The following is a 21,345-nucleotide window of genomic DNA, read 5'->3' as shown; positions in this document are numbered from 1 at the left end:
AGAACTTTTAGTCCATAAAAAAGAACCGATTTTATCAATCGGCTCCTCTAAATACATATTGTTCTTTCGGCTGTTCAACTTTATTCCATTTCGTTACTTCTAACACTGGAATATTCGCATGAAACGGCTGATAAAATTCAGTTGAAATTTCTCCCTCTATCTGAATCCAATCATCATTTTTCCACTCTACACCTTCTGGTTTTTTAACTAACATACCATATACACCCGAATCGGCAACACAATGTATAATGCCGAAACGGAATAAGAAATATTGTTCCTTTTTAGAAGAATCATCTCGGAAAACAAATCCTTTATAAGACAGGGTTTTACCAGTAAATTCACCAGGATAATTATAAATTGTCTCCATACCCTTTAAGAAATCTTCATCTTTTAAAGTGATATTGTCTTTCGTTACAAACTCTTTCTTCCCTTTTTCCATTACACCACGGTATCCTTCTTTCCCGTAATAAATGCTCGTGTCAGGTCTTAGAAATTGCCTTGTCATAAATGGATCTTTACTTTCTGCTTGCGCTACTGGAAAATGGAATCCCTTCGCCTTAACAATATCGGAATCTAATGTTGCAATTGGGAAAAACAATCCTGTAATGATTGGAAAACAGAATAACGTGTAAGAAAACACTTTTTTCCACCATGTATTCTCATCTTTCGAATGATCATGCCCACAATGACTATGATCACAACTACAATCATGTTTCTCTTTTTCCTTTTGGTGCTCTTTTTGGAAAACGATAATAATTTGTACAATCGTTAAGAAACCTAAAATAATAGCAGCAGTTTTTGATAAATAGGCGTACTTCATATTTATATACTTCGTAATGTTACCGGAAATATGAAGCTGTCCAATTAAAATTGTAAAGCCTAATAATATATATGCTCGAAACATAACCTACCACCCCATCGCATAAATGAGTAGTGAGCTTGCATAAACAACAAGGGTAACTGTAACCGTCACAACAATTACAAATTTTGTTTTAAATGTCGCAAGCATCATAAACATATTTTTAATATCCACCATCGGTCCATATACGAGAAACGCGACAAGTGACGCTGTTGAAAATGTACTTTGGAACGAAGAAGCAATAAATGCATCCGCCTCTGAACAAAGTGATAAAATGAAAGCAAGTCCCATCATTACAGCTGATGAAGAAAACGGACCTTGTCCAATAGCAAGCAATGTTGAAGTTTGTACAAACGTTTGAACTGCAGCAGCAATTAACGCTCCTAACACTAAATATTTCCCCATTGAGAAAAATTCCTCAACAGCATGTGTACATACATCCCACATTTTTGTACGTAACGGACGCTTATGGTTCACTTCTGGGAAGTGATCATCTCTTAATTGATGTTCTTTAAACATAAATGATAATATAATTCCAACGATAATTGCTACGATAATCGCTACAATAGAACGATACCATACCATGTGCATACTACTTCCAAAAGCAACATATGTTGCAAATAATACAACTGGATTAATAATCGGTCCAGTTAACATAAATGCAATTCCTGCATAGGGTGGAACCCCTTTTCCGATTAATCGTCTTACAATCGGAACAATTCCACATTCACATCCAGGAAACATCATACCTAAAAAAGTAGCTAATAAAACAGACAGAAATCGGTTTTTAGGCATCCATTTTGCCACCATATCTTCTGTCACAAACATTTGAATGAATCCTGAAATAAATACACCAATTAGCACAAAAGGAAGTGCTTCGATTAATATTGAGATAAAGATTGTATTCATTTGCAGGAATGCTTTCGGTAATTGAAACAATTCCATGATGTATTTCCTCCAACTTTTCATTAACAATATGTAATTTTAACCCCATTTCATTATTTGAACAAGAGTTATATGGAATTCATAACCTTCATACACATTACATTTCACAAGTTATATTCTGTTCCAAAATTGAGATTTCATAGCAAAAAAAGCTGCGCTAGCACAGTTTTATAACTATGCTAGCGCAGCTTTCCTATCATTAAAAGTAACGTTTCTTCCAAAAAACAAATGCTAAAGTGAAAGATAATGTTACACATATTATAAGTACAATTACAAAACCATGTGCTTCCCCTTCAAACGGAACCTTTACATTCATTCCAAAGAAACTAGAAACCATCGTTGGTAATGATAAAATGATTGTAATAGAAGTCAACAGTTTCATAACACTATTTAAATTGTTAGAAATAACCGAACTAAATGTATTCATCATTCCACTTAAAATGTGACTATATATTTCCGCCATTTCAATAGCCTGCTTATTTTCAATTAATACATCTTCTAGTAAATCTTGATCGTCTTCATACATTTTCAAAAATGTACTGTTTCGCATTAATTTTTGAATTACAATTTTATTTGCCTTTAATGATGTTGTAAAATAAACTAAACTTTTTTCAAGGCCGAGCAATGTAAAAATTTCTTTATTTTTCATCGACTTATTTAATTGGTGCTCTAAATCGATTGTTTTTCTGTTAATTTGCTTTAAGTATCTTAAATAATAAGTAGAAATCGTATATAAGAGCTGAAGTGCAAAGCGCGTCTTTTTAAACGTATAAAATTCTTTAATACGTTGATTAATAAAGCGTTCAAAAATTGGATTTTCTTCTAAACAAATTGTCACAAAGCAATCTGGCATTACAATCATACCTATTGGAATCGTGTCATAAATCGAATTTCCTTCTTCATCATGTCTAACTGTTGGAATATCCACGATAATTAAAGTATTATTGTCTTCCTTTTCAATACGAGAGCGTTCTTCATCATCTAAAGGGTCTTTAATGAAATCTAAGTCTACATTTAACGTTTGTACTAGATATTGAATTTCTTCTTCCGTTGGATGAAGTACATTAATCCAGCAACCCTTTTGCATTTCCTCAACCTCTTGTAGTTTTCCGTTTCGGTCTGTTAAATAAATATTTAACATACTATCACCCCGATTCTTTTTACATGTAGGAATCTACCTCTCTTACATAACAGTTTTTGAACCGCCATTCTCAGCATATGAAACATACGTTTAAATTTCAATAGAAAAATTATTTTGAAAACGTTTTTATAAGAAAAATATTCTAAACAAAGAAAAAGACAGAGTGCTCTCTGCCTTAAAAAGCTTATGTTGCCTTTATAACATATTTAGAAAGCATCCACAAGTTAAAGCCAACTGAAATCGTATAACCAGCGTATGTTGAAATAATAAAACTTACATAATCGAAATACGGAAGCAATACGATATTTAAAACTATCTTCACAATAATACCAATTACTAATCCTAGCACTGTTTTCTGTTGTTGATTAACTCCTTGTAACATCGCAGCTGTTACTGTAAAAAGCGAAAATAGTATACAGGCAGGAGCATAATACTGCAAAATAATACTGCCCATCTCCGGATCATTTCCAGCACCAAATAAAAGAGTATACACTGGTTTTGCTAAAATCATCATTCCAATCGCCGCCGGTACGGTAATTCCTACCACTAATAAATTTGTCCTTGTAAAGTGTTTATACAGTAGCTTCTCATTTCCCGCTGTATAAGCTTTCGTCATCTCAGGTACAAGGGACATACTAAAAGCTGTTGCAACAGAAACCGGGATAAGTACAACCATCTGAACAAGGCCAATAATCGCATTAATCTTTTCTGCTTCTCCTTGCATATATCCTACTTGTATAAGTAGCTTATTAATTGTAAATGTATCAATCGTCTGATATAACGGAATCGCTAATCCAACTACAACGAAAGGAATAGAATATGTAAACAGTTCTCTATACAACGAAAAAAAAGTTTTCGTCGTTTGTGGTATACTGGCAATCTCTTTTTTCTTTAAATGTTTTCTCCTTCTTATATAATACGCACTTAAAACACTTAATCCACCTAGTGCTCCCATAAATGCTCCAAACGTTGAAATACCAACTGCCAACGAAACAGAAGCTTTTATAACATATAAAACGACAAAGCTCCCTATCAAAATAGTTAAGACCCGAAAAAATTGCTCTACAACTACACTGAGCGCAGAAGGTCCCATAGATTGAAAACCTTGAAAGAAACCACGTAACAAGCTCATTACAGGAACGAGTATTAACGCAAAACTTACAATTTGAATATTGTGTGTGACAGCTACCACACTATTACCCGACTGATCATTTCCATCAATCACAAGTTTAGCTAAATGTGGTGCTAACATATATAATGCTAAACAAGAAATAACGCCCATAATGACCATAAAAACGATACCACTCTTTAGCACTCTCTTAACAGTGTGATAATCATTGAGTTGATCATATTTTGAAACCATTTTTGAAACGGCAAGTGGCAATCCCATCGTTGCAATACTAAGCATAATTGTATAAGGACGGTATGCATACGTATATAATACGTACCCACTCGTACCCACCATTGCTGTAAATGGTATAACATATATAAACCCTAACATTTTAGATATCATCGTTGCCATCGTTAAAAATATCGTTCCACGTAAAAACGGTGATCCTTTCATCACATTCCCCCGCTACGCTTTATTATTACACATTATGGACAACTCCTTTTTTTTAGAACTGAAACAATAAAAAAAGCCAATGAAAAATCATTGACTTTAACGCGCTGCTTTTTTCTTTTTTAAATACTTTAAACCGAAGTATAGAGCAACAAAGAGAACAGCCCCTATAATTATGTAATGTGTGTAATCAGATGCATACTCTTTAATATGTCGCCAATTTCCACCAAGCTTTTCACCTAAGTATATAAATAGTATGGACCATGGAATAATCGCTACAACTGTATACAGTGTGAAAAGTTTTAATGGCATTTTAGCTAGTCCTGCCGGAATAGAGATTGCATGACGTACTACTGGGATAAAGCGTGCAGAAAAGATTACTCCTGCTCCGTAACGCTTAAACCAACCTTCCGCTATGTCTAAATGGTGTTTATTAATAAGTAGATATTTCCCATATTTCTCTACAACCGGACGCCCTCCGTAATATCCAAGCCAATATAAAAAGATTTGCGCTAAAGTACCACCGATTGTTCCAGCAATAACTGCACCGACAAAGCTAATTTTACCATCTGCGACTAAAAAGCCAGCATACGAAAGTACAATTTCACTCGGGATAATTTCAATCATTAAAGCTAGTGCTACTCCAAAGTAACCTAGACTTGCAAAGAATTGCAATAACTGATCTATTATGTTTGCTAACATTTTCTTTTCTATCTCCTTTTTTCTTCACATACCATCCCATTATTACATAAAGGTTGCATTCTGCCAATATCTTCATTTCAACAATATCATCGGCATAAGCATTATTAATCTATTAATATTTCTTTTTGAGGTTCTTTCATGTAGGCAAACATTTCTTTAATTTGCTCTTCTGTATTTCTAGAAATCGATAAATTAGGCAATTCATTCTCATCAAAAAACTCCACATCTTCTGTTTCAATACTAGTTTTCTTTTCGCCACCAATAATCTTACAGCCAATAAAAATTTTATATACATGTGTTGCTGAAGGCGATGGTTGATGTTTTTCTTTATCAAATATAGCGAGTAGCTTAAAATCATCTACTTCATAGCCCGTCTCCTCTAAAACTTCTTTTGCTGCTACTTCTGTTGGTGTATAACCAACATCAGCCCATCCACCTGGCAATGCCCATTTCCTATCACTTTTTTCTTTCACAAATAATAGTTTTTCATTTTGAAAAATAACTGCCCGTATATCAACTTTAGGTGTTTGATAGCCTGTCTCACTTGCAAATAAATTCTCTACTACTTCCCAATCTGTCTTTGTGTAATGTGATATCATTGAAACTGAAATGTCCCGTAATTGTTGGAAACGTTCTATATCATATACATCCTTAGAATACGTTAAACCCGCTTGAGCTATAGATTGTATTTGTTTTACCCAATCAATCCACTTGACCGTCATGTTTCCACATCTCCATTCTTTATTAAGTAAATATTACGTCAATTCAATCGATACATCTTTATTATACAAAAAAAGAGATTGATAATGTTCCAATCTCTTTCAAAATTAATCCAATTCATGTAAGTGGTCTTGTATATACTTCCTTCTTTTATTTATATATTCATCAATCATATCAGCTTCTTGATCAAATGTTTCTAATTTTCCTTTCATATATGGATCTTGTAGTAAATATGGACGAATCGATTCACACAAACCTTCTACTTTCGACATCATAAACGAAACGGTAAATTGTTCTTCTAATATTTCTTCTAAAATACTTCGGTATTGTTTTCTAAATACAGGTATATCTAACAATCTTGCACTTAACGTATTATAACCTTGAATACGAATATATTCATGATTAAGTGGTCTCCCTTGTACATCTCGCCCCCAAGTCGCATCATAATCCCACGGTATCACTTCAAATAAATTTGTCTCATCGTTATGATATAGTGCATAGTTATGAACGAAGCCATCAAAGTTTTGCGTAAAAATAACTCCAGCTAACCATCGTAAATATTTATCTACATGTAGAAACTTCCCGATTTCTTTTTCATAATCTTCCCTCGACAAAGTATTCGCTTGAAATACAAATTCACTCAGTTGTTCTTCACTATTTTTATTCGAATATTTAAATTCATAACCCGCAAAGAGCTCTGTCTTAACATCTTTATCTCGCTCACTCATTAACGAAAAATTCGCATCATCATCTATCGCATAATAAATAGAACCACTCGGTAGCCCTCTATTTTTCAAAAAGTTTTCATCAACTGATTCTAACTGTAAATACACACCTTGAATTTGACCATTAATTTTTATAAATACATGTTGTGATTTTGGCGAAAGTACACCAATATCATGAAAAAAATCTAAAGATAATTTATTTCGTATGAGAGACGGATCCATAAACTCAGAATTCAAATGAAACTCTTTCGCGCCTTGAAATTTTTTCGGTTTATAAAACATAACATGATAAGATTTTTTCTCAAATTCGCGAATATGAGCCCCTCGGTATACGATATCAATGTCATACTTCTTTTTTCCATAAGTTAATTTTGCTGGCACTGGACTATCTGACCAAATGTCCTTTTTCAATTCCACTAAGTACATTGGATGAACAAAAAAATCATATGAAGGCAGCATATTTTCTCATCCCTTCTCAGTTCTCTTCATTCAATGTATGCGCCTTGTCTTGTCCATACATCCGCTATCATCTATTTATATAAAATTACACTCTTGTCCTGTTCAGAAAGAAGTCGAATCTCATATCATGTTAAGGAAAAAGAATACCTTTTCAATTTAACACTCGATAAGGAGGATTTCTATGAAACGTGATATTAGAAAAGCTGTTGAAGAAATCAAAAGTGCTGGTATGGAGGATTTCTTACACCAAGATCCAAGTACTTTTGAGTGCGATGATGATAAATTCTCTCATCATAAATGTACAACAGGGTGTAAATGTACAACAGGGCGTAAATGTACAACAGGGCGTAAATGTACAACAGGGCGTAAATGTCCAAGAACAAGATGTACTCGCGTAAAACATTGTACTTTCGTTACAAAATGTACTCATGTTAAAAAATGGACGTTTGTTACGAAATGCACTCGTGTGCGCGTTCAAAAATGGACGTTCGTTACAAAAGTGACGCGTAGAAAAGAATGCGTTTTAGTTACAAAACGTACTCGCAGAAAGCATTGTACTTTCGTTACAAAATGCATACGCTTTGAAAAGAAATTTTTCTGGACAAAACGAAGTTTCTGTAAAAAATGCGAATTCTTCCCTCACGGACACGGTAGCTCTTGCGATGATGATTGTGATCATGGTAAAGACTGTCACGATGACGGGCACAAATGGAATGATTGCAGAGACGGACATAAGTTCCCATCTTGCAAAAATAAGAAATTCGATCATTTCTGGTATAAAAAACGTAATTGCTAGTTTTTTATACCCACCAAAAAAGGCCGCATTGCGGCCTTTTTTACGTTTACTGAAAATGGCTTATATCTGCAAATTGTTTTACTTTACCAAGATCTTCATCAAATTCAATCACACTAAGACTCGCGCTATGCATAAATGGCTCTTCCCATACATGTTCAATTTCAAAACCTGCAAAATGCCCTACGAGTAATTTCGCTGCTGCAGCATGAGTAACTATTAAAATATTTTCTCCTTTATGCTTTTCTAAAAGAAAGTGTATCCCTTCAATTACTCTTTTATGAACGGCCGCAAAGTTTTCCCCTGATGTTGACTGAAAAAGATGTGGTTCATTCCAAAATAAATGTACTTCTTCTGGATATTGCATTTCCAAGTCAGCAATTGTTTGCCCTTCCCATATCCCCATGTTTATTTCATAGAAACATTCATCTTCTATAATTGGAAGATCGCGTTCCCCTTTAATCAATTCAGCAGTATGAAGCGTTCTTTCGCTTGGACTACTATATATGGCATGGAGTGGTAAATCCTTCATACGCTCCCCTAATTGTTTCGCTTGTATCATACCATTCTCTGTTAATGCTGAATTTTTCCGTCCTTGCATCCGCCCTGCTACATTCCATTCTGTCTCACCGTGCCTTGTTACATATACCGTTGTCTTCATTTCACATGCCCCCTTACCATTTCGGCCGCGATTCCCACGGCTCTACTCTCCCTACAATCCATTCTGTGCATTTACTTTCAATTCCTTTTATAACTCCGTCAGCAATCTCTTCATGAGTAAGCCATCTTGCATATGTATCTTCTAAAATAAACCCTAATATAATTCTATAATAACTACATAATGTCCCACCTATTTTTTGTGACTTCGTACGCGATGCACTACTACCTAATATATGAAATAAACTATACTTTTCCGATGACAATTCAACCTCATTACAAATGAGTCGTAATGCATGCTTAGCACTCGAATGTACCCATGCAACTACTAATGTAATTGGACCATTCTGTTCAATTGTATTTGTAATAGATCGCTTTAAATCATCGTCATTTTGATAATCTAAAGGAAGACATGTAATATTTTCTGGTGCGGAACTAGCTTGCTTAACATTTTCTAATTTCACTTCATCTCGTCCAATAACAGACACACGAAATCCTTGATCACAAAGCCACATAGAAACTTTCTTTAACATTCCTGTTCCACCAATTACAAGTGCATGCAACTTCTTGCCCCCTTAGTAAAATGTCATATGAGGTTTTTCTTCCCTATAATAATTTAGACGGTCTTGCAGTGTCCCTGAATGAAACTCGAACTTGTGACCGTCAGGATCAACAAAATATATAGACCCACAATCTCTCACATTACGTTCTCTTACTTGTAAAATATGAACATTATTTTCTTCTAACCGATGTAACAGGTGTTCAAAATCTTTTTGTTCAACAGAAAATGCGAGGTGCGTATAAGATTGATGAATCTCCTTTCTCGGAATATGTGTTTCTTCATTAAGCGCTATCCATACTCCACATATATTAAAATATGCAAGTTTTCTCCCCTTGACTAATAATTCTCCTTCCAATACTTTCTCGTAAAATGTAATAGAGTTTTCTAAATTGGACACTGAAAAACAAAGATGATTGATTCCCTTTAACAACTCTAATTCCTCCTATACAAATAAAAGATGAGCGAAAATTCACTCATCTTTTATTATACTATTTCTTTGTAATATATGCCCATTTATAACTGAAGTCTCCACCAAACGTATGGTTAGCGATACCTTTTACATATGTCTTCTCTAAATAAGCCGTACTTTGCTGATACGTAGGTGAGATTGCAGCGTCTTGACCAATTAAGATTTTTTCAGCTTCCGCAAGTGCTTTCCAGCGTGCTGCATCATCTTTTAATAACTCTCCTTTTGATTTTGCTACTAAATCATCATACTTCGGATTAGAATAATCCATTTCATTAAATGAGCTTCCAGTTACAAACATATCAATATAAGTCATTGGATCTGGATAATCTGGACTCCAAGCAGATAATGAGAATTCATATTCAAATTTCTTTTCTAAATCTAACTTCTGCTTATATGGTTGTTGCTTCAGATTCACTTTAATACCAGGTAAGTTTTTCTCTAATTCTTCTTTAATAAAGTCGCCCACTTTTTTACGACTACCGTTATCATCATTTAGTAATTCTACTGTAATTGTATCTTGACCAAGTTCTTTCTTCGCTTCTTCCCACAGTTTTTTTGCTTTCGCAGCATTATCTTTACTGTCACGGAAATTTTTATTTACAGTACGGAAGTCTTTTCCATCTGGTCCTGTCGTAAACTTTTCAGGTACTAAGAAATACGCCGGCAATGATCCATCATTCAAAATTACATCCGCAATTCCTTTTTTATCGTACGCTAAATCAATCGCCTCACGAACCTTTTGATTTTTAAACGTTGCATTTTTTTGATTAAAACGTAGGAAATACATACGTGGGTCTAGCTTCGTTTTAAATTCATCTGGTTTATTCTTTTTATATTTGTCTACAAACTCAGAACTTAAAATGACACGATCTGCTTGATCACTATCATATAAATTTACCCCAGTACTTGTCTCTTTTACTATACCCACATTAATTTCTTGTAATTTTACAGCATCTTTATCCCAATAATTTGGGTTTTTCTTTAACTGGTAACTTTGTTCATGTTTCCATTCACTCATTGTAAATGGTCCATTGTACAATAATTTATCTGCTTCTAATCCGTATTTATCCCCTTGTCCTTTTACATACTTTTCATTTAATGGGAAGAATGTAGGGAACGAAGTAAGCTCAAGGAAATAAGGTGCTGGTTGCTCTAATTCTACTACCAACGTTTTATCATCCTTCGCTTTAACACCTAATTGATCCGACGGTACTTCTCCTTTATTTACTTTCTGTGCATTTTTCACATCAAATAAAATAAATGCATATTCTGCTGCTATTGCTTTATCTAATGTACGTTGCCATGCATATACAAAATCTTGTGCTCGAACTGGATCACCATTTGACCATTTTGCATCACGTAATTCAAATGTATATGTCTTTTTATCTTCACTAATCTTCACGTCTTTGGCCATACCTGGAGTTGGTTTATTATCTTTATCTAGACGATATAATCCTTCCATTGCATTTACAAATACACGGAAAGATACAGAATCTGTTGATTTAGATGTATCCATTGAAGGAATTTCAGCTGTTTCTAGTAAGTTTAATACTTGCTTATCCGCTACTCCCTTACCTGCTTCTTTCTTCGTTGTAGATGCCTTCTCCCCATTTCCGCAACCTGCAACCAATACACTAGCCGATAATGCAACTGCAGCAATCGTTGTTACCTTTCTCTTCATTCTTCCTTCCCCCAATCTATATGTATAAGTTAAAACTTGTATAATATATTTTATTATACAAAAAATTCTGATTATTTTAAATATTTATTTTCATAAAAAGAAAAAAAGCGGTCAGAAATTGCTTTCCCTCCGCTTTGTTGAATAGCATTTACTTGTAAGCCATCCTCTATATCAAATGGATTTTGAACTTTAAATATTTCCTCCATTATCTTCAAAAACTCTTCTTCATTTTTAGATTCACCGTTAATCGTAAGTGAATATGGTTCCACTTCTCCCAATTTATAATCAACAATAAATTGAATTCTCACCTTTTTCCTTGGCATCTCAGGACTCTCCCCCTGAAATTCTACTAATTCTAATCCTTCCGTTCCCCGATAGTATATCCATCCTGAATTTTGAAAATAATTTTCGAACGATTCACCAATTGAAAAGACTGGATATTCATAAAGCGAGCTTGTACGAACTTTTTGAATAATATCCCGATCAGTCGGGAAAAAGAAATGACTGAAAAAAATACTTGCAACTGCTAAAATAGTAACGATTGTTGCTCCCATTTTACTCGTTCCACCACTATCACGGATGAGATAATTTTCAACCGATTCATCTTTAATTCCCCGTGCTTTTATTCGATATATACGCCTTTCTGCAAATTGATAAAATAATCCATTTGCAAAAATCCCCATCCCAAATAGAATGAAAACGAGTAATAAAAACGTGAGAGGTACCATATTAATAATTGGCAATGCTACGTTGAACCCCATATAATAAGAAAATGCATCACATGCTACTAATAACAGTATAAATAAAGCAGCAGGTACGTAATACTTACGATATCCAAGCCAACCTACATTAAAAATAGCAGCCAGACCATTCCAGCTCCACCTAGCAATTCGCTTATTCTCAAGCTCCCATTTTCTTTTGTAATATGGATATTGTCTCCCTACATATACTTCTAATTCTTTGTCTATTAGCGAGCTTTCTTCACCTTGTTCATTATGCAAGTTTCGTTGACAATTTGCACAATTCAGCTGATCATTAATACAAGGTCGCCCACAATTTATACATTTCAAAACAATCCCTCTTTCCATCCATACTTCATTGTGAACTACCCACCACTTAGTATCTCTTACGAGCTTACCCCGAAGTGGGGGCTTCTCGGTTCATCGTTACTTTTGATAGCTAACGAATTTGTCTTAGGACAGCCGAGCTAACTCCCTCGTTCCAAAGGTTGTTTTTTACGATTTATTTAAAATACCTTCATGTTTCAATAACCACTCTTTCCTCCATAAACCACCCGCATACCCAACAAGTTTTCCACTCTTTCCTATTACACGATGGCATGGAACGATAATTGAAATTGGATTCCGGCTATTTGCCCCTCCTATCGCTCGTACAGCTTTCGTATTCCCAACCTTCTCCGCAATATCTAAATATGAAGCACTTACGCCATACGGAACAGTGTAAAGTGCATCCCATACATTCTTTTGGAATGGTGTTCCTTCAGCAGACAATGGAACTGTAAACTCTTTTCTTTTTCCTTCAAAGTATTCATCTAATTCATTTATACATTGTTCAACAAGTTCATTTTTATGTTCTTCTTTTCTTTCTTCAACAAATATAACAGACGTAATTCCTTCTTCGTCCGCTGTAATTTCTAACAAACCTAATTCACTATCATAATAAGCCTGGTACATATGTCATCCTCCAATTCATTACATATTATTTATTGTAACACGAATAGACGAAATTTTTCGTATAAGCGTTTTATTAGGGAAACAAAAAAGAGGATGATACAATGTAAGAAAATTCAATCAAGGGGGATATTTGATGGAGTTTCAACTCTTTTCACCTTATACAATTAAGGACGTTACGCTAAAAAACCGTATCATTATGTCACCTATGTGCATGTATTCATCAGAAAATGAGGATGGCCAAGTAACTAATTTTCATCTCGTCCATTATGGAACCAGGGCTGCTGGCCAAGTAGGTTTAGTTATGATTGAAGCAACAGCTGTGTTACCTGAAGGACGAATTTCTAACAAAGACTTAGGCATTTGGGATGATAATCTAATTGAAGGCTTACATAAAACGACAACATTTATACATAATAACGGTGCAAAAGCAGCCATTCAACTCGCTCACGCCGGAAGAAAGGCTGAATTAGAAACAGATGCTTTCGCTCCCTCAGCAATTCCGTTTAACGATAGAATGAAAATACCAGTAGAAATGAATAAACAGCAAATTAAAGAAACTGTCTCTGCTTTTCAAAAAGCAGCTTTACGCTCTAAACGAGCGGGGGTTGACGTTATTGAATTACATGGTGCTCACGGTTATCTTATTAATGAATTTCTTTCTCCGCTTTCCAATAAGCGGATTGATGAATACGGGGGCTCACCTGAAAATCGCTATCGTTTCTTACGCGAAATCATCGATGCTGTAAATGAAGTTTGGAACGGACCGTTATTTGTTCGTATTTCAGCAAATGATTATCATCCTGACGGGTTAACGGTTCAAGATTATGTGCAGTATACAGGATGGATGAAAGAACAAGGGGTAGATTTAATCGATTGTAGTTCTGGCGCTGTTGTACCCGCACATATTGATGTGTATCCTGGTTACCAAGTACAATATGCTAAACATATTAAGGAGCATGTTAACATCGCGACTGGTGCGGTAGGATTAATTACAACCGGATCACAAGCAGAGCAAATTTTAAATAATAACGAAGCAGATTTAATTTTTATCGGACGCGAGTTACTTCGTAATCCATACTTCCCAAGAATAGCTGCCAATGAACTTGGCTTTGAATTAAAAGAACCATATCAGTACCGACGAGCACCCGGGAAAATTAAAACTAATAAATAAAACCGAGAAATTATTCTTCTCGGTTTTATTTATTTTATTTCTATAATATCGTTTGAACTATAAATATGAATACCAGATTCTTCACGTAGCGCTGTTATATACATTCCTTTCGCCACATCTTTAGCTGAAATTGGTTTATACTTTTTAAAAGCCCCTTTAAATATAAACGGAAGAATACGAGATAATTTCTCAGCCATTCTTTCCCCAAAACGATATTCTTTTCGATTTCCAACTAATAATGACGGCCTGAAAATATGTATGCCACCAATAACTAGCTTTTTCAGCTCCTCTTCCATTTTCCCCTTCACTTGCGAGTAAAAGAAAAATGATTTAGGTTTTGCTCCCATTGATGAAATAACAAGAAAATTTTGCACGCCTTGTTTTTCAGCTAAGCAGGCAGCTCGTAATGTATATTCATAATCTACTTTTTTAAAATTCGACTTCGACTTCGCTTTTTTTATCGTTGTTCCTAAGCAACTAAAAACATCATCTACTGCAAAAAATTCTTTGTATTCCTCTAATACTGAAAAATCCACCTGTTTCTGTTGCAATTTCTCATGCTGTAATTGTAATGGTTCCCTTACAAAAATAGTAACCGAATCGTAGTAATCTGAGTCAAGTAATAGTCGCGTTATTTCTTGTCCAACTAACCCACTTGCGCCAAGTACTAACGCTGTTCGCTTATTCATATATGTGTATACCTCTTTATTTACTATTCTCTCCTATAGCTAATCGTCGCTAACAGGAGTTTCCGTTCTCCCATTTTACCATAAGTAAAGCACTATGCGTATGCATAGTGCTTTACTTACTCTTTTTCTCTTCTTTTTCTTCCGCTGGCAATTTTGTAATTGTTGTAGCATCCCCTAAATTACTTATTAGTCTTCTTAAAAAAATTAAAACAAAAGATAATGGCAAAACAACCGCAAGTATTAATAAGATAGCTTCCATGAAGTAACCCAAGCGCTCATCCCCTTTTTTCTGCTCCCTCCCAATATATGAAAGTAACATTGTCACATATGCACCAATCATAAAAATTAATACCTTTCTTTTTGACAGATTTATTACAAAATCAAATCGTAATGATTATTATTTATTGCAACTTTCATAAAGATGTATTATACTAGGTTCGCAAACTAAAACGTAATTATTCCGTTTTGTATTAAAACGATATTTTCTTCTTATATTTGGAGAAAATATAATTGTAAAAAAAGAAAAGAGGAGAATTATATGCCTAAAAAATTAGCTCTATTTTCATTTATACTTATTTTCACACTCATCTTTGCTGGATGTTCTAACAACAAAGATAGTGCAGCGAAAAAAGATGGGAAACTTTCTGTTTATACAACCATTTTCCCACTCGCTGACTTTGCAAAAAAAATCGGTGGTGATTATGTAAATGTAGAAACAATTTACCCACCTGGTGCGGATTCTCATACATTTGAACCAAGTCAAAAGCAGACTGTACAAGTGGCGAAAGCCGATTTATTTGTTTATAACGGCGCAGAATTAGAACCATTTGCCGAAAAAATGGAAAAATCATTAAAAAAAGAAAACGTAAAAATTGTAAATGCATCTAAAGATATCGAACTTCGTGCTTCATCTGAAGAAGAGCAGCACGATCATGGAGACGGTCATAAAGAAGATGAACATCATCACGATAAAGACCCACACGTTTGGATAGATCCTACTCTTGCGATGAAACAAGCAGAAAAAATTAAAAATGCACTTGTAGAATTACAGCCTGAACATAAAAAAGAGTTCGAAAAAAACTTTGCAGCACTACAAACAAAATTCACTGATTTAGATGATCAATTTAAAGCAGTTGTTGCAAATGCAAAAACGAAAGAAATATTAGTTTCACACGCAGCTTACGGCTACTGGGAACAACGATACGGTTTGAAACAAATTCCAATCGCTGGAATTTCAGCATCTGATGAACCATCTCAAAAACAGCTTGCTGACATTACAAAAACAGTAAAAGAGCACGGTCTACAATATATTTTATTTGAAACATTCTCTACTCCAAAAGTAGCATCAGTTATTCAAAAAGAAACAGGTACAAAAATTTTACGCTTAAATCACCTTGCTACTATTTCTGAGGATGATGCAAAGAACAATAAAGATTACTTCACATTAATGGAAGAAAACGTAAATACTTTAAAAGAAGCAACAAACTAATCAACTATATTTTCTAGGCAGCTGAATATGTCATTCAGCTGCCTTTTTATGTATTTATCCTTGACTTGATCGAAATAACAAGTAGAATTATCCATATTAGCTTGTAAGCTATACTAATTTAGAAGGTGAGTTGGAACTATGAATCTTCACATTTGTGAAGTAACAGCAAATAATTGGCGTTCAGTTGCTGCTTTAGACGTAGCAAAAGACCAGCAGCAGTTTATTGAAAGCAATGCGTTTTCTTTAGCGGAATCATTATATGAAGAAAACGGAACGTCAGTAGGCTTATATGACAAAGAAACACTCGTTGGATACGCAATGTACGGTTGGTATTCCCAAAAACATGAAAGCGTATGGTTAGATCGTTTTATGATTGACCAACAATTTCAAGGAAAAGGATACGCAAAACGTTTCCTTCGCTTACTAATTCAATTCTTGCAACAAAAATTCGAATGTAAAATAATTTATTTAAGTTTACATCCTGACAACAAACACGCAATGGGACTATATGAGTCATTTGGCTTCCGTTTAAATGGGGATATTGATGACGAAGGTCCAGTTGTAGGCGTTGTAATGGAATTACTTATAGATGAAAATACAAGCCTGTGAAAACAGGCCTTTTATTATGCATTTATCAATGTTATGTTTTCTATTTTTAGTTTCTTTCCCTTATTACTTCATTTTTGTAATCTAGTATTATCTCATTAAAATGCTCATAAAAAATAAGCCTGCGATTTACGCAGACTTATTTCACACATTCTTCAAAATGTTCTCGGAACCATTCTTTATTAATATCTCTTCCGATGAAAACTACTTCGCTTACTCGCTCTTCGCCCTCTTGCCACTCTCTATCGTACGAAGCAGCAAATAACGTATGCACACCTTGGAAAACAATACGTTTATCTACCCCATCAATAGATAAAATTCCTTTGTAGCGATATAAATGCTCCCCTAGTTCCTGAACGACAGCTGACATCCACTCATTCAATTTTTGTAAATCTAACGGACGTTCTTCACGTAGTACAAACGATTTTACACCTTCTAGATGGTTATGTTCTGTATGAGGGTAAATTTGCAGCGTATCTTTCGTTTTAAACGTTTGAATTTGTAATAACGATGGAATATCTACCTCACAGTTAGTCGTCTCGATTAATTTTGCAGTTGGATTAATTCCTTGCAGTTCATGCACGAGACTTTCTTTCTCATTTTCTTCAATTAAATCTAATTTATTAACTAACACAACATCAGCAAAGGCAATTTGTTCTTTTGCTTCTAGTCCCTTTTCAAAATGTTTATGTATATGATAGCTATCTACAACTGTTACAACACCGTTAATTTGGTATGCAGATTGAATAACTGGATCTAAAAAGAAAGTTTGAATAATCGGACCTGGATTTGCAAGACCTGTTGTTTCAATTACTAATCCATCAAAGTCCATTTTCCCTTCTGCTTTCACATCCAGTAATTGTTTTAAAGCAACAAGTAAATCTTCACGCACAGTACAGCATAAACAACCGTTTGTCATTTCCATAATTTCTTCTTCAACGTTCATAATTAATTGATTATCGATACCAATTTGCCCTATTTCATTTACAATCACTGCTAATTTCTTGCCGTGATCCTCTGATAAAATTCGATTTAATAATGTCGTTTTCCCTGACCCAAGAAAACCAGTTAATATTGTTACTGGAATCATCCCTTACATCTCCTTATAGCTCTATGTTTCTACATTATAGCATATAGAGAAAAACGTTTTTGTAGCAAAACATATTTATTGTATGTACGACCCTGTAACTATATAATAATACGTAGTAAGAAAGCCTTTTCAAAAATATTATTCATTCATATAGGGGGTACTTATAGTGGAACGAGTTCAAATGGCCGAAACGCTAGAATTTTCTCGTATTATTCAAGGTTTTTGGCGTTTAGCAGAATGGAATATGCCAAAGCAAGAGTTACTTTCTTTTATTGAAGACTGTATGGATTTGGGGATTACTACTTTCGATCACGCTGATATTTATGGTGGGTATACGTGTGAAGGATTGTTTGGAGAAGCGTTACAATTAAAGCCTTCCTTACGCGAAAATATGCAAATCATCACTAAATGTGGAATCGCTCCCCCATCACCTAAATTTCCAGAGCGATATGTTGCTCACTACAATACGAGTGCTGAACATATCATAAAGAGCGCGGAGGATTCATTACAAAACTTACATACAGATTATATTGATGTATTGCTCATCCATCGTCCAGATCCATTTATGGATCCAACTGAAGTGGCAGAAGCGTTCTCACGCTTAAAGCAAGAAGGCAAAGTTCGCCACTTCGGTGTATCTAACTTTTTACCTTCACAATTTAATATGTTAAGCTCATATTTAGATTTCCCGCTCATTACAAATCAAATTGAAGTATCTGCGATGCAAATGGAGCATTTTGAAAAAGGTACGATTGATTTATGCCAAGAAAAACGAATCAATCCAATGATTTGGTCACCTCTTGCTGGTGGTGAAATCTTTACTGGCCAATCAGAACGTGCCATACGTGTACGTGAAACTTTACAAAAAGTTGCTACTGAACTAGGTGTTACTAGCATCGATACTGTTATGTATGCATGGTTACTTGCTCATCCAGCTAACATGATGCCAATTGTTGGCTCTGGTAAATTAGATCGTGTGAAAACAGCCGCTCTTGCTACAAAAGTTAACTTAGACCGCCAACAATGGTTTACAATTTTCGAAAGCTCTAATGGACATCCTGTACCATAATAAACAAAAAGAAGAGCTGTTTCTTTACAGCTCTTCTTTTTCATATGTATTTCTCGTCATTGCAAATACACACATATCCCTTAATCCATTTCCATCTACCGCAACACTCGCGCTTTCTAAAGTACCCTCTAATTTAAAGCCTAATTTCTCTGGTATCGCTCTACTCTTCTTATTTAGAGAATCACAACGAATTTCTACGCGGTTTGCTTTCAATTCAGTGAAAGCATAATCTGTTATACCCTTTGCAGCCTCTACCATATAGCCCTTTCCACTAAACCTTGAATCAATCCAATACCCGATTTCAAATTGAGGTATATCCCAATTAATACGATGTAATCCGGCAGATGCAATAAATTCACCTGTTTCGTTCGAAAAAACTAGTAATCTCAAATCCTCACGCTGCAAAAATTGAATATGTGATTTTCTAATACTCTCTTCTATTTCTTCCTCTGTTTGCTCTTTTTGTGCAAAGACCATCCAAGGTTTTAATTCTTGTATTGAAGCTTGAATTGCGTCATATACAACTTTACCATCACCTGGTTTTGGCATTCGAATAAAAAGCCTGTCAGTATAAAATTCAGAAGGAAAATCGAATAATAACGGATTCACTGTAAACACTCCCTATAATTCTTTTATATATAATAATATCCATCTCAAGTTATACAGTAAAGAAATTTCTGAATTTTAAACTTTTTGATCATTCACTTCCATCGCTACACGAACTCCAGATTCAATCGCACCTTGAATCCATCCGTGATACAGCGTTGTATGATCACCAGCAAAATATATTCTCCCCTCAGGTTTTACAATGACTGGCTGTAATTCTGATTCTTGGCCAGCTTGAAATAGTGCAAACCCTCCAAGCGCATATGGATCTAATGTCCAACTCTTTGATATTCCAGACATGAACTCATCATATACTTGACCACTTAATATTGTTGCTAAATTTTGTAGTGTGTAATAGATACGATCCCCCTTTGATAACCCATCCCATAACAACGCATCATAAGACCATGTATAGCTTCCTAACATCATAGCAGGCCCTTTCTCTCCGATTCCATGGCTTGGATAATACGCATAACGTATAGGAAGATCTGTTATAATTCTCCCACCTAATTGCCCTTGTTCCTCCCAAAAACGACTTTTAAATTGAATTCCTATTTTTGTAGCTGGCATATAATGCAATTCGCGAATTGTTTTCCACTTCGCATGAGATATCGAATCAAATGGATCTACTTCTACAAATCGCATTGTTGAAAAAGGAATTGTAACAATAACTAAATCCCCTGTAATACTACTATATTCAAAAGTTTCCTCGTTCCGGTAATAGGCTGTTACACTATTGGCTTGTTGATGAAGCTTCATTAATTTTTGATTATATATAATATTTTCTTCTAATTGTGGTAAAAAAGACTTTGGTAATCTATCATTCCCACCTATTATTTCGCAAAATCCGCTCTCCTCTTGCATAATATATAAAAAACGTAACGTCTCAACGAATGACCTTTCTAAAAAACCTTCTAAATCTAATAGAACACCTATCATCTCAATCGTTACTGGCGAAAAATACGTATTATATTGATAAGGATGATATTTTAAAAATTGACCTGTAGAATATTTCCCAAAATCCTTTACTACAATATCCCAATTTTTCTCTGGGTTCTTTTTTATAAAATTTATAATGGGCTGTACCGCTAACATTAATAGTTCCTCAGACGTTTTCCCAACTTCATTCATTTCCACAGGATATCTTAAAATACTTGGATCTTTTTCGTATTGTTTTAATGTCGTTTTCCGACCATTTACGTAGATAATATCTGTCTCATTCCTATTAATAAAAGGGCTCACCTGTAGCCCAAACTTTCTTATATATGCCATCGTTAATGTATGCGAATACGGAATTCTCATCGCTCCAACATCTAAATATAATCCGGTATCTTCCATCCTAACTGTCTCTATGCGGCCACCTACACGGTTGTTCGCTTCAAAAACCTTCACTTCATGCCCTGCTGCTTTTAATAAAGATGCCGAAACTAATCCAGCCATACCAGCCCCTACTACAATGATTTGTTTCGGACGTGTCGTCTTCTTCAATCCCTTATTTATAACTTTTAACGTTTCATCCATCTCATTGTTAAACATTATATCTTTCTGCACAATCCCACCCCTTACTTCATGAAATACAAATTAGTGGTTTAGTGCATTTTATTCATAAATTCACTTAAACATAACACCACCACAATTTGAAAATTCACTAAAAATA

23 protein-coding genes are annotated in these 21,345 nt (G+C 34.7%); 5 read left to right on the top strand and 18 right to left on the bottom strand.

What is annotated here, in order from left to right; translation table 11 throughout:
* Positions 1 to 34 precede the first annotated feature (34 nt).
* The 7 genes from JFU54_RS26145 to cotH form a co-directional block, all read right to left on the bottom strand.
* Positions 35 to 904: a TIGR03943 family putative permease subunit gene (locus JFU54_RS26145; RefSeq protein WP_002012447.1), complete on the bottom strand. Its 870-nt coding sequence runs from the start codon at positions 902 to 904 to the stop codon at positions 35 to 37.
* A gap of 3 nt (positions 905 to 907) precedes the next feature.
* On the bottom strand, positions 908 to 1,804 hold the full coding sequence (locus JFU54_RS26140) for a permease (protein WP_000418719.1): 897 nt from the start codon (positions 1,802 to 1,804) through the stop codon (positions 908 to 910).
* Between the two features lie 199 nt (positions 1,805 to 2,003).
* Positions 2,004 to 2,945: a magnesium transporter CorA family protein gene (locus JFU54_RS26135; protein WP_000932392.1), complete on the bottom strand. Its 942-nt coding sequence runs from the start codon at positions 2,943 to 2,945 to the stop codon at positions 2,004 to 2,006.
* Between the two features lie 184 nt (positions 2,946 to 3,129).
* Positions 3,130 to 4,509: a putative polysaccharide biosynthesis protein gene (locus tag JFU54_RS26130; protein WP_201066994.1), complete on the bottom strand. Its 1,380-nt coding sequence runs from the start codon at positions 4,507 to 4,509 to the stop codon at positions 3,130 to 3,132.
* A 96-nt stretch (positions 4,510 to 4,605) separates the two neighbouring features.
* Complete coding sequence (uptA, locus tag JFU54_RS26125; protein ID WP_137058299.1) at positions 4,606 to 5,208, bottom strand: undecaprenyl phosphate transporter UptA; 603 nt, start codon at positions 5,206 to 5,208, stop codon at positions 4,606 to 4,608.
* 104 nt (positions 5,209 to 5,312) lie between these two features.
* On the bottom strand, positions 5,313 to 5,930 hold the full coding sequence (locus tag JFU54_RS26120) for an NUDIX hydrolase N-terminal domain-containing protein (protein ID WP_201066992.1): 618 nt from the start codon (positions 5,928 to 5,930) through the stop codon (positions 5,313 to 5,315).
* A gap of 105 nt (positions 5,931 to 6,035) precedes the next feature.
* A complete protein-coding gene (gene cotH / locus JFU54_RS26115; protein ID WP_201066989.1) occupies positions 6,036 to 7,112 on the bottom strand; it encodes a spore coat protein CotH in 1,077 nt (358 codons plus the stop codon).
* 181 nt (positions 7,113 to 7,293) lie between these two features.
* Here cotH and exsB point away from each other — a divergent pair, with 181 nt between their 5' ends.
* Entirely contained in the window at positions 7,294 to 7,908 is a 615-nt protein-coding gene (gene exsB / locus JFU54_RS26110) for an exosporium protein ExsB (RefSeq protein WP_002086058.1), read from the top strand.
* 46 nt (positions 7,909 to 7,954) lie between these two features.
* Here the strand turns inward: exsB and JFU54_RS26105 are convergent, their stop codons facing one another.
* The 6 genes from JFU54_RS26105 to JFU54_RS26080 form a co-directional block, all read right to left on the bottom strand.
* Entirely contained in the window at positions 7,955 to 8,566 is a 612-nt protein-coding gene (locus tag JFU54_RS26105) for a phosphoserine phosphatase 1 (protein WP_201066983.1), read from the bottom strand.
* Positions 8,567 to 8,579: 13 nt separating this feature from the next.
* Positions 8,580 to 9,125 (bottom strand): short-chain dehydrogenase, encoded by a 546-nt coding sequence (locus JFU54_RS26100; protein ID WP_201066981.1) that lies wholly within the window; start codon positions 9,123 to 9,125, stop codon positions 8,580 to 8,582.
* A 12-nt stretch (positions 9,126 to 9,137) separates the two neighbouring features.
* Positions 9,138 to 9,554 (bottom strand): FosBx1 family fosfomycin resistance bacillithiol transferase, encoded by a 417-nt coding sequence (gene fosB, locus JFU54_RS26095; protein ID WP_201066979.1) that lies wholly within the window; start codon positions 9,552 to 9,554, stop codon positions 9,138 to 9,140.
* Between the two features lie 58 nt (positions 9,555 to 9,612).
* The gene (locus tag JFU54_RS26090) at positions 9,613 to 11,274 is read right to left on the bottom strand and encodes a peptide ABC transporter substrate-binding protein (RefSeq protein WP_012260774.1); all 1,662 of its coding nucleotides are present in this window, start codon (positions 11,272 to 11,274) and stop codon (positions 9,613 to 9,615) included.
* Positions 11,275 to 11,345: 71 nt separating this feature from the next.
* A complete protein-coding gene (locus JFU54_RS26085; protein ID WP_002189363.1) occupies positions 11,346 to 12,344 on the bottom strand; it encodes a DUF2628 domain-containing protein in 999 nt (332 codons plus the stop codon).
* A gap of 165 nt (positions 12,345 to 12,509) precedes the next feature.
* Positions 12,510 to 12,968: a methylated-DNA--[protein]-cysteine S-methyltransferase gene (locus tag JFU54_RS26080; RefSeq protein WP_201066972.1), complete on the bottom strand. Its 459-nt coding sequence runs from the start codon at positions 12,966 to 12,968 to the stop codon at positions 12,510 to 12,512.
* Positions 12,969 to 13,101: 133 nt separating this feature from the next.
* Between JFU54_RS26080 and namA the strand changes: the two genes are divergently transcribed.
* Complete coding sequence (gene namA / locus JFU54_RS26075; protein ID WP_002193078.1) at positions 13,102 to 14,139, top strand: NADPH dehydrogenase NamA; 1,038 nt, start codon at positions 13,102 to 13,104, stop codon at positions 14,137 to 14,139.
* Between the two features lie 29 nt (positions 14,140 to 14,168).
* Here the strand turns inward: namA and JFU54_RS26070 are convergent, their stop codons facing one another.
* Positions 14,169 to 14,828: an oxidoreductase gene (locus JFU54_RS26070; RefSeq protein WP_002141396.1), complete on the bottom strand. Its 660-nt coding sequence runs from the start codon at positions 14,826 to 14,828 to the stop codon at positions 14,169 to 14,171.
* A 112-nt stretch (positions 14,829 to 14,940) separates the two neighbouring features.
* Positions 14,941 to 15,168, bottom strand: coding sequence for a hypothetical protein (locus JFU54_RS26065; protein WP_151304630.1), 228 nt, complete (start codon positions 15,166 to 15,168; stop codon positions 14,941 to 14,943).
* Positions 15,169 to 15,366: 198 nt separating this feature from the next.
* On the opposite strand from JFU54_RS26065, the gene JFU54_RS26060 reads away from it, so the two are divergent.
* Together JFU54_RS26060 and JFU54_RS26055 are read left to right on the top strand one after the other, a co-directional pair.
* On the top strand, positions 15,367 to 16,317 hold the full coding sequence (locus JFU54_RS26060) for a metal ABC transporter substrate-binding protein (RefSeq protein ID WP_002031461.1): 951 nt from the start codon (positions 15,367 to 15,369) through the stop codon (positions 16,315 to 16,317).
* Positions 16,318 to 16,455: 138 nt separating this feature from the next.
* Positions 16,456 to 16,926, top strand: a complete 471-nt coding sequence (locus tag JFU54_RS26055; protein WP_002012425.1) for a GNAT family N-acetyltransferase — start codon at positions 16,456 to 16,458, stop codon at positions 16,924 to 16,926.
* Positions 16,927 to 17,062: 136 nt separating this feature from the next.
* Here the strand turns inward: JFU54_RS26055 and JFU54_RS26050 are convergent, their stop codons facing one another.
* The gene (locus tag JFU54_RS26050) at positions 17,063 to 18,013 is read right to left on the bottom strand and encodes a CobW family GTP-binding protein (protein ID WP_201066970.1); all 951 of its coding nucleotides are present in this window, start codon (positions 18,011 to 18,013) and stop codon (positions 17,063 to 17,065) included.
* 166 nt (positions 18,014 to 18,179) lie between these two features.
* Between JFU54_RS26050 and JFU54_RS26045 the strand changes: the two genes are divergently transcribed.
* Positions 18,180 to 19,082 (top strand): aldo/keto reductase, encoded by a 903-nt coding sequence (locus JFU54_RS26045; protein ID WP_201066968.1) that lies wholly within the window; start codon positions 18,180 to 18,182, stop codon positions 19,080 to 19,082.
* A gap of 24 nt (positions 19,083 to 19,106) precedes the next feature.
* Here JFU54_RS26045 and JFU54_RS26040 read toward each other — a convergent pair whose 3' ends face one another.
* Both JFU54_RS26040 and JFU54_RS26035 read right to left on the bottom strand, forming a co-directional pair.
* Positions 19,107 to 19,691 carry a GNAT family N-acetyltransferase gene (locus JFU54_RS26040; RefSeq protein ID WP_002126982.1) on the bottom strand — a complete coding sequence of 195 codons (585 nt, stop codon included), beginning with the start codon at positions 19,689 to 19,691 and terminating at the stop codon, positions 19,107 to 19,109.
* 75 nt (positions 19,692 to 19,766) lie between these two features.
* The gene (locus JFU54_RS26035) at positions 19,767 to 21,239 is read right to left on the bottom strand and encodes a flavin monoamine oxidase family protein (protein WP_201066966.1); all 1,473 of its coding nucleotides are present in this window, start codon (positions 21,237 to 21,239) and stop codon (positions 19,767 to 19,769) included.
* Between the last annotated feature and the right edge of the window lie 106 nt (positions 21,240 to 21,345).

Source organism: Bacillus sp. TH19 (assembly GCF_016651075.1).
GTDB lineage: Bacteria > Bacillota > Bacilli > Bacillales > Bacillaceae_G > Bacillus_A > Bacillus_A mycoides.
Note: the sequence above shows the minus strand (reverse complement) of the source record. Positions and strands in the feature narration are given on the sequence as shown.

Coding starts and splice junctions, on each gene's coding strand:
- JFU54_RS26060 (WP_002031461.1), top strand. CDS start 15,367: ATGCCTAAAAAATTAGCTCTATTTTCATTTATACTTATTTTCACACTC.
- namA (WP_002193078.1), top strand. CDS start 13,102: ATGGAGTTTCAACTCTTTTCACCTTATACAATTAAGGACGTTACGCTA.
- JFU54_RS26090 (WP_012260774.1), bottom strand. CDS start 11,274: ATGAAGAGAAAGGTAACAACGATTGCTGCAGTTGCATTATCGGCTAGT.
- JFU54_RS26130 (WP_201066994.1), bottom strand. CDS start 4,509: ATGAAAGGATCACCGTTTTTACGTGGAACGATATTTTTAACGATGGCA.
- JFU54_RS26120 (WP_201066992.1), bottom strand. CDS start 5,930: ATGACGGTCAAGTGGATTGATTGGGTAAAACAAATACAATCTATAGCT.
- JFU54_RS26080 (WP_201066972.1), bottom strand. CDS start 12,968: ATGTACCAGGCTTATTATGATAGTGAATTAGGTTTGTTAGAAATTACA.
- uptA (WP_137058299.1), bottom strand. CDS start 5,208: ATGTTAGCAAACATAATAGATCAGTTATTGCAATTCTTTGCAAGTCTA.
- exsB (WP_002086058.1), top strand. CDS start 7,294: ATGAAACGTGATATTAGAAAAGCTGTTGAAGAAATCAAAAGTGCTGGT.
- JFU54_RS26070 (WP_002141396.1), bottom strand. CDS start 14,828: ATGAATAAGCGAACAGCGTTAGTACTTGGCGCAAGTGGGTTAGTTGGA.
- JFU54_RS26050 (WP_201066970.1), bottom strand. CDS start 18,013: ATGATTCCAGTAACAATATTAACTGGTTTTCTTGGGTCAGGGAAAACG.
- cotH (WP_201066989.1), bottom strand. CDS start 7,112: ATGCTGCCTTCATATGATTTTTTTGTTCATCCAATGTACTTAGTGGAA.
- JFU54_RS26135 (WP_000932392.1), bottom strand. CDS start 2,945: ATGTTAAATATTTATTTAACAGACCGAAACGGAAAACTACAAGAGGTT.
- JFU54_RS26065 (WP_151304630.1), bottom strand. CDS start 15,168: ATGATTGGTGCATATGTGACAATGTTACTTTCATATATTGGGAGGGAG.
- JFU54_RS26145 (WP_002012447.1), bottom strand. CDS start 904: ATGTTTCGAGCATATATATTATTAGGCTTTACAATTTTAATTGGACAG.
- JFU54_RS26055 (WP_002012425.1), top strand. CDS start 16,456: ATGAATCTTCACATTTGTGAAGTAACAGCAAATAATTGGCGTTCAGTT.
- JFU54_RS26105 (WP_201066983.1), bottom strand. CDS start 8,566: ATGAAGACAACGGTATATGTAACAAGGCACGGTGAGACAGAATGGAAT.
- JFU54_RS26140 (WP_000418719.1), bottom strand. CDS start 1,804: ATGGAATTGTTTCAATTACCGAAAGCATTCCTGCAAATGAATACAATC.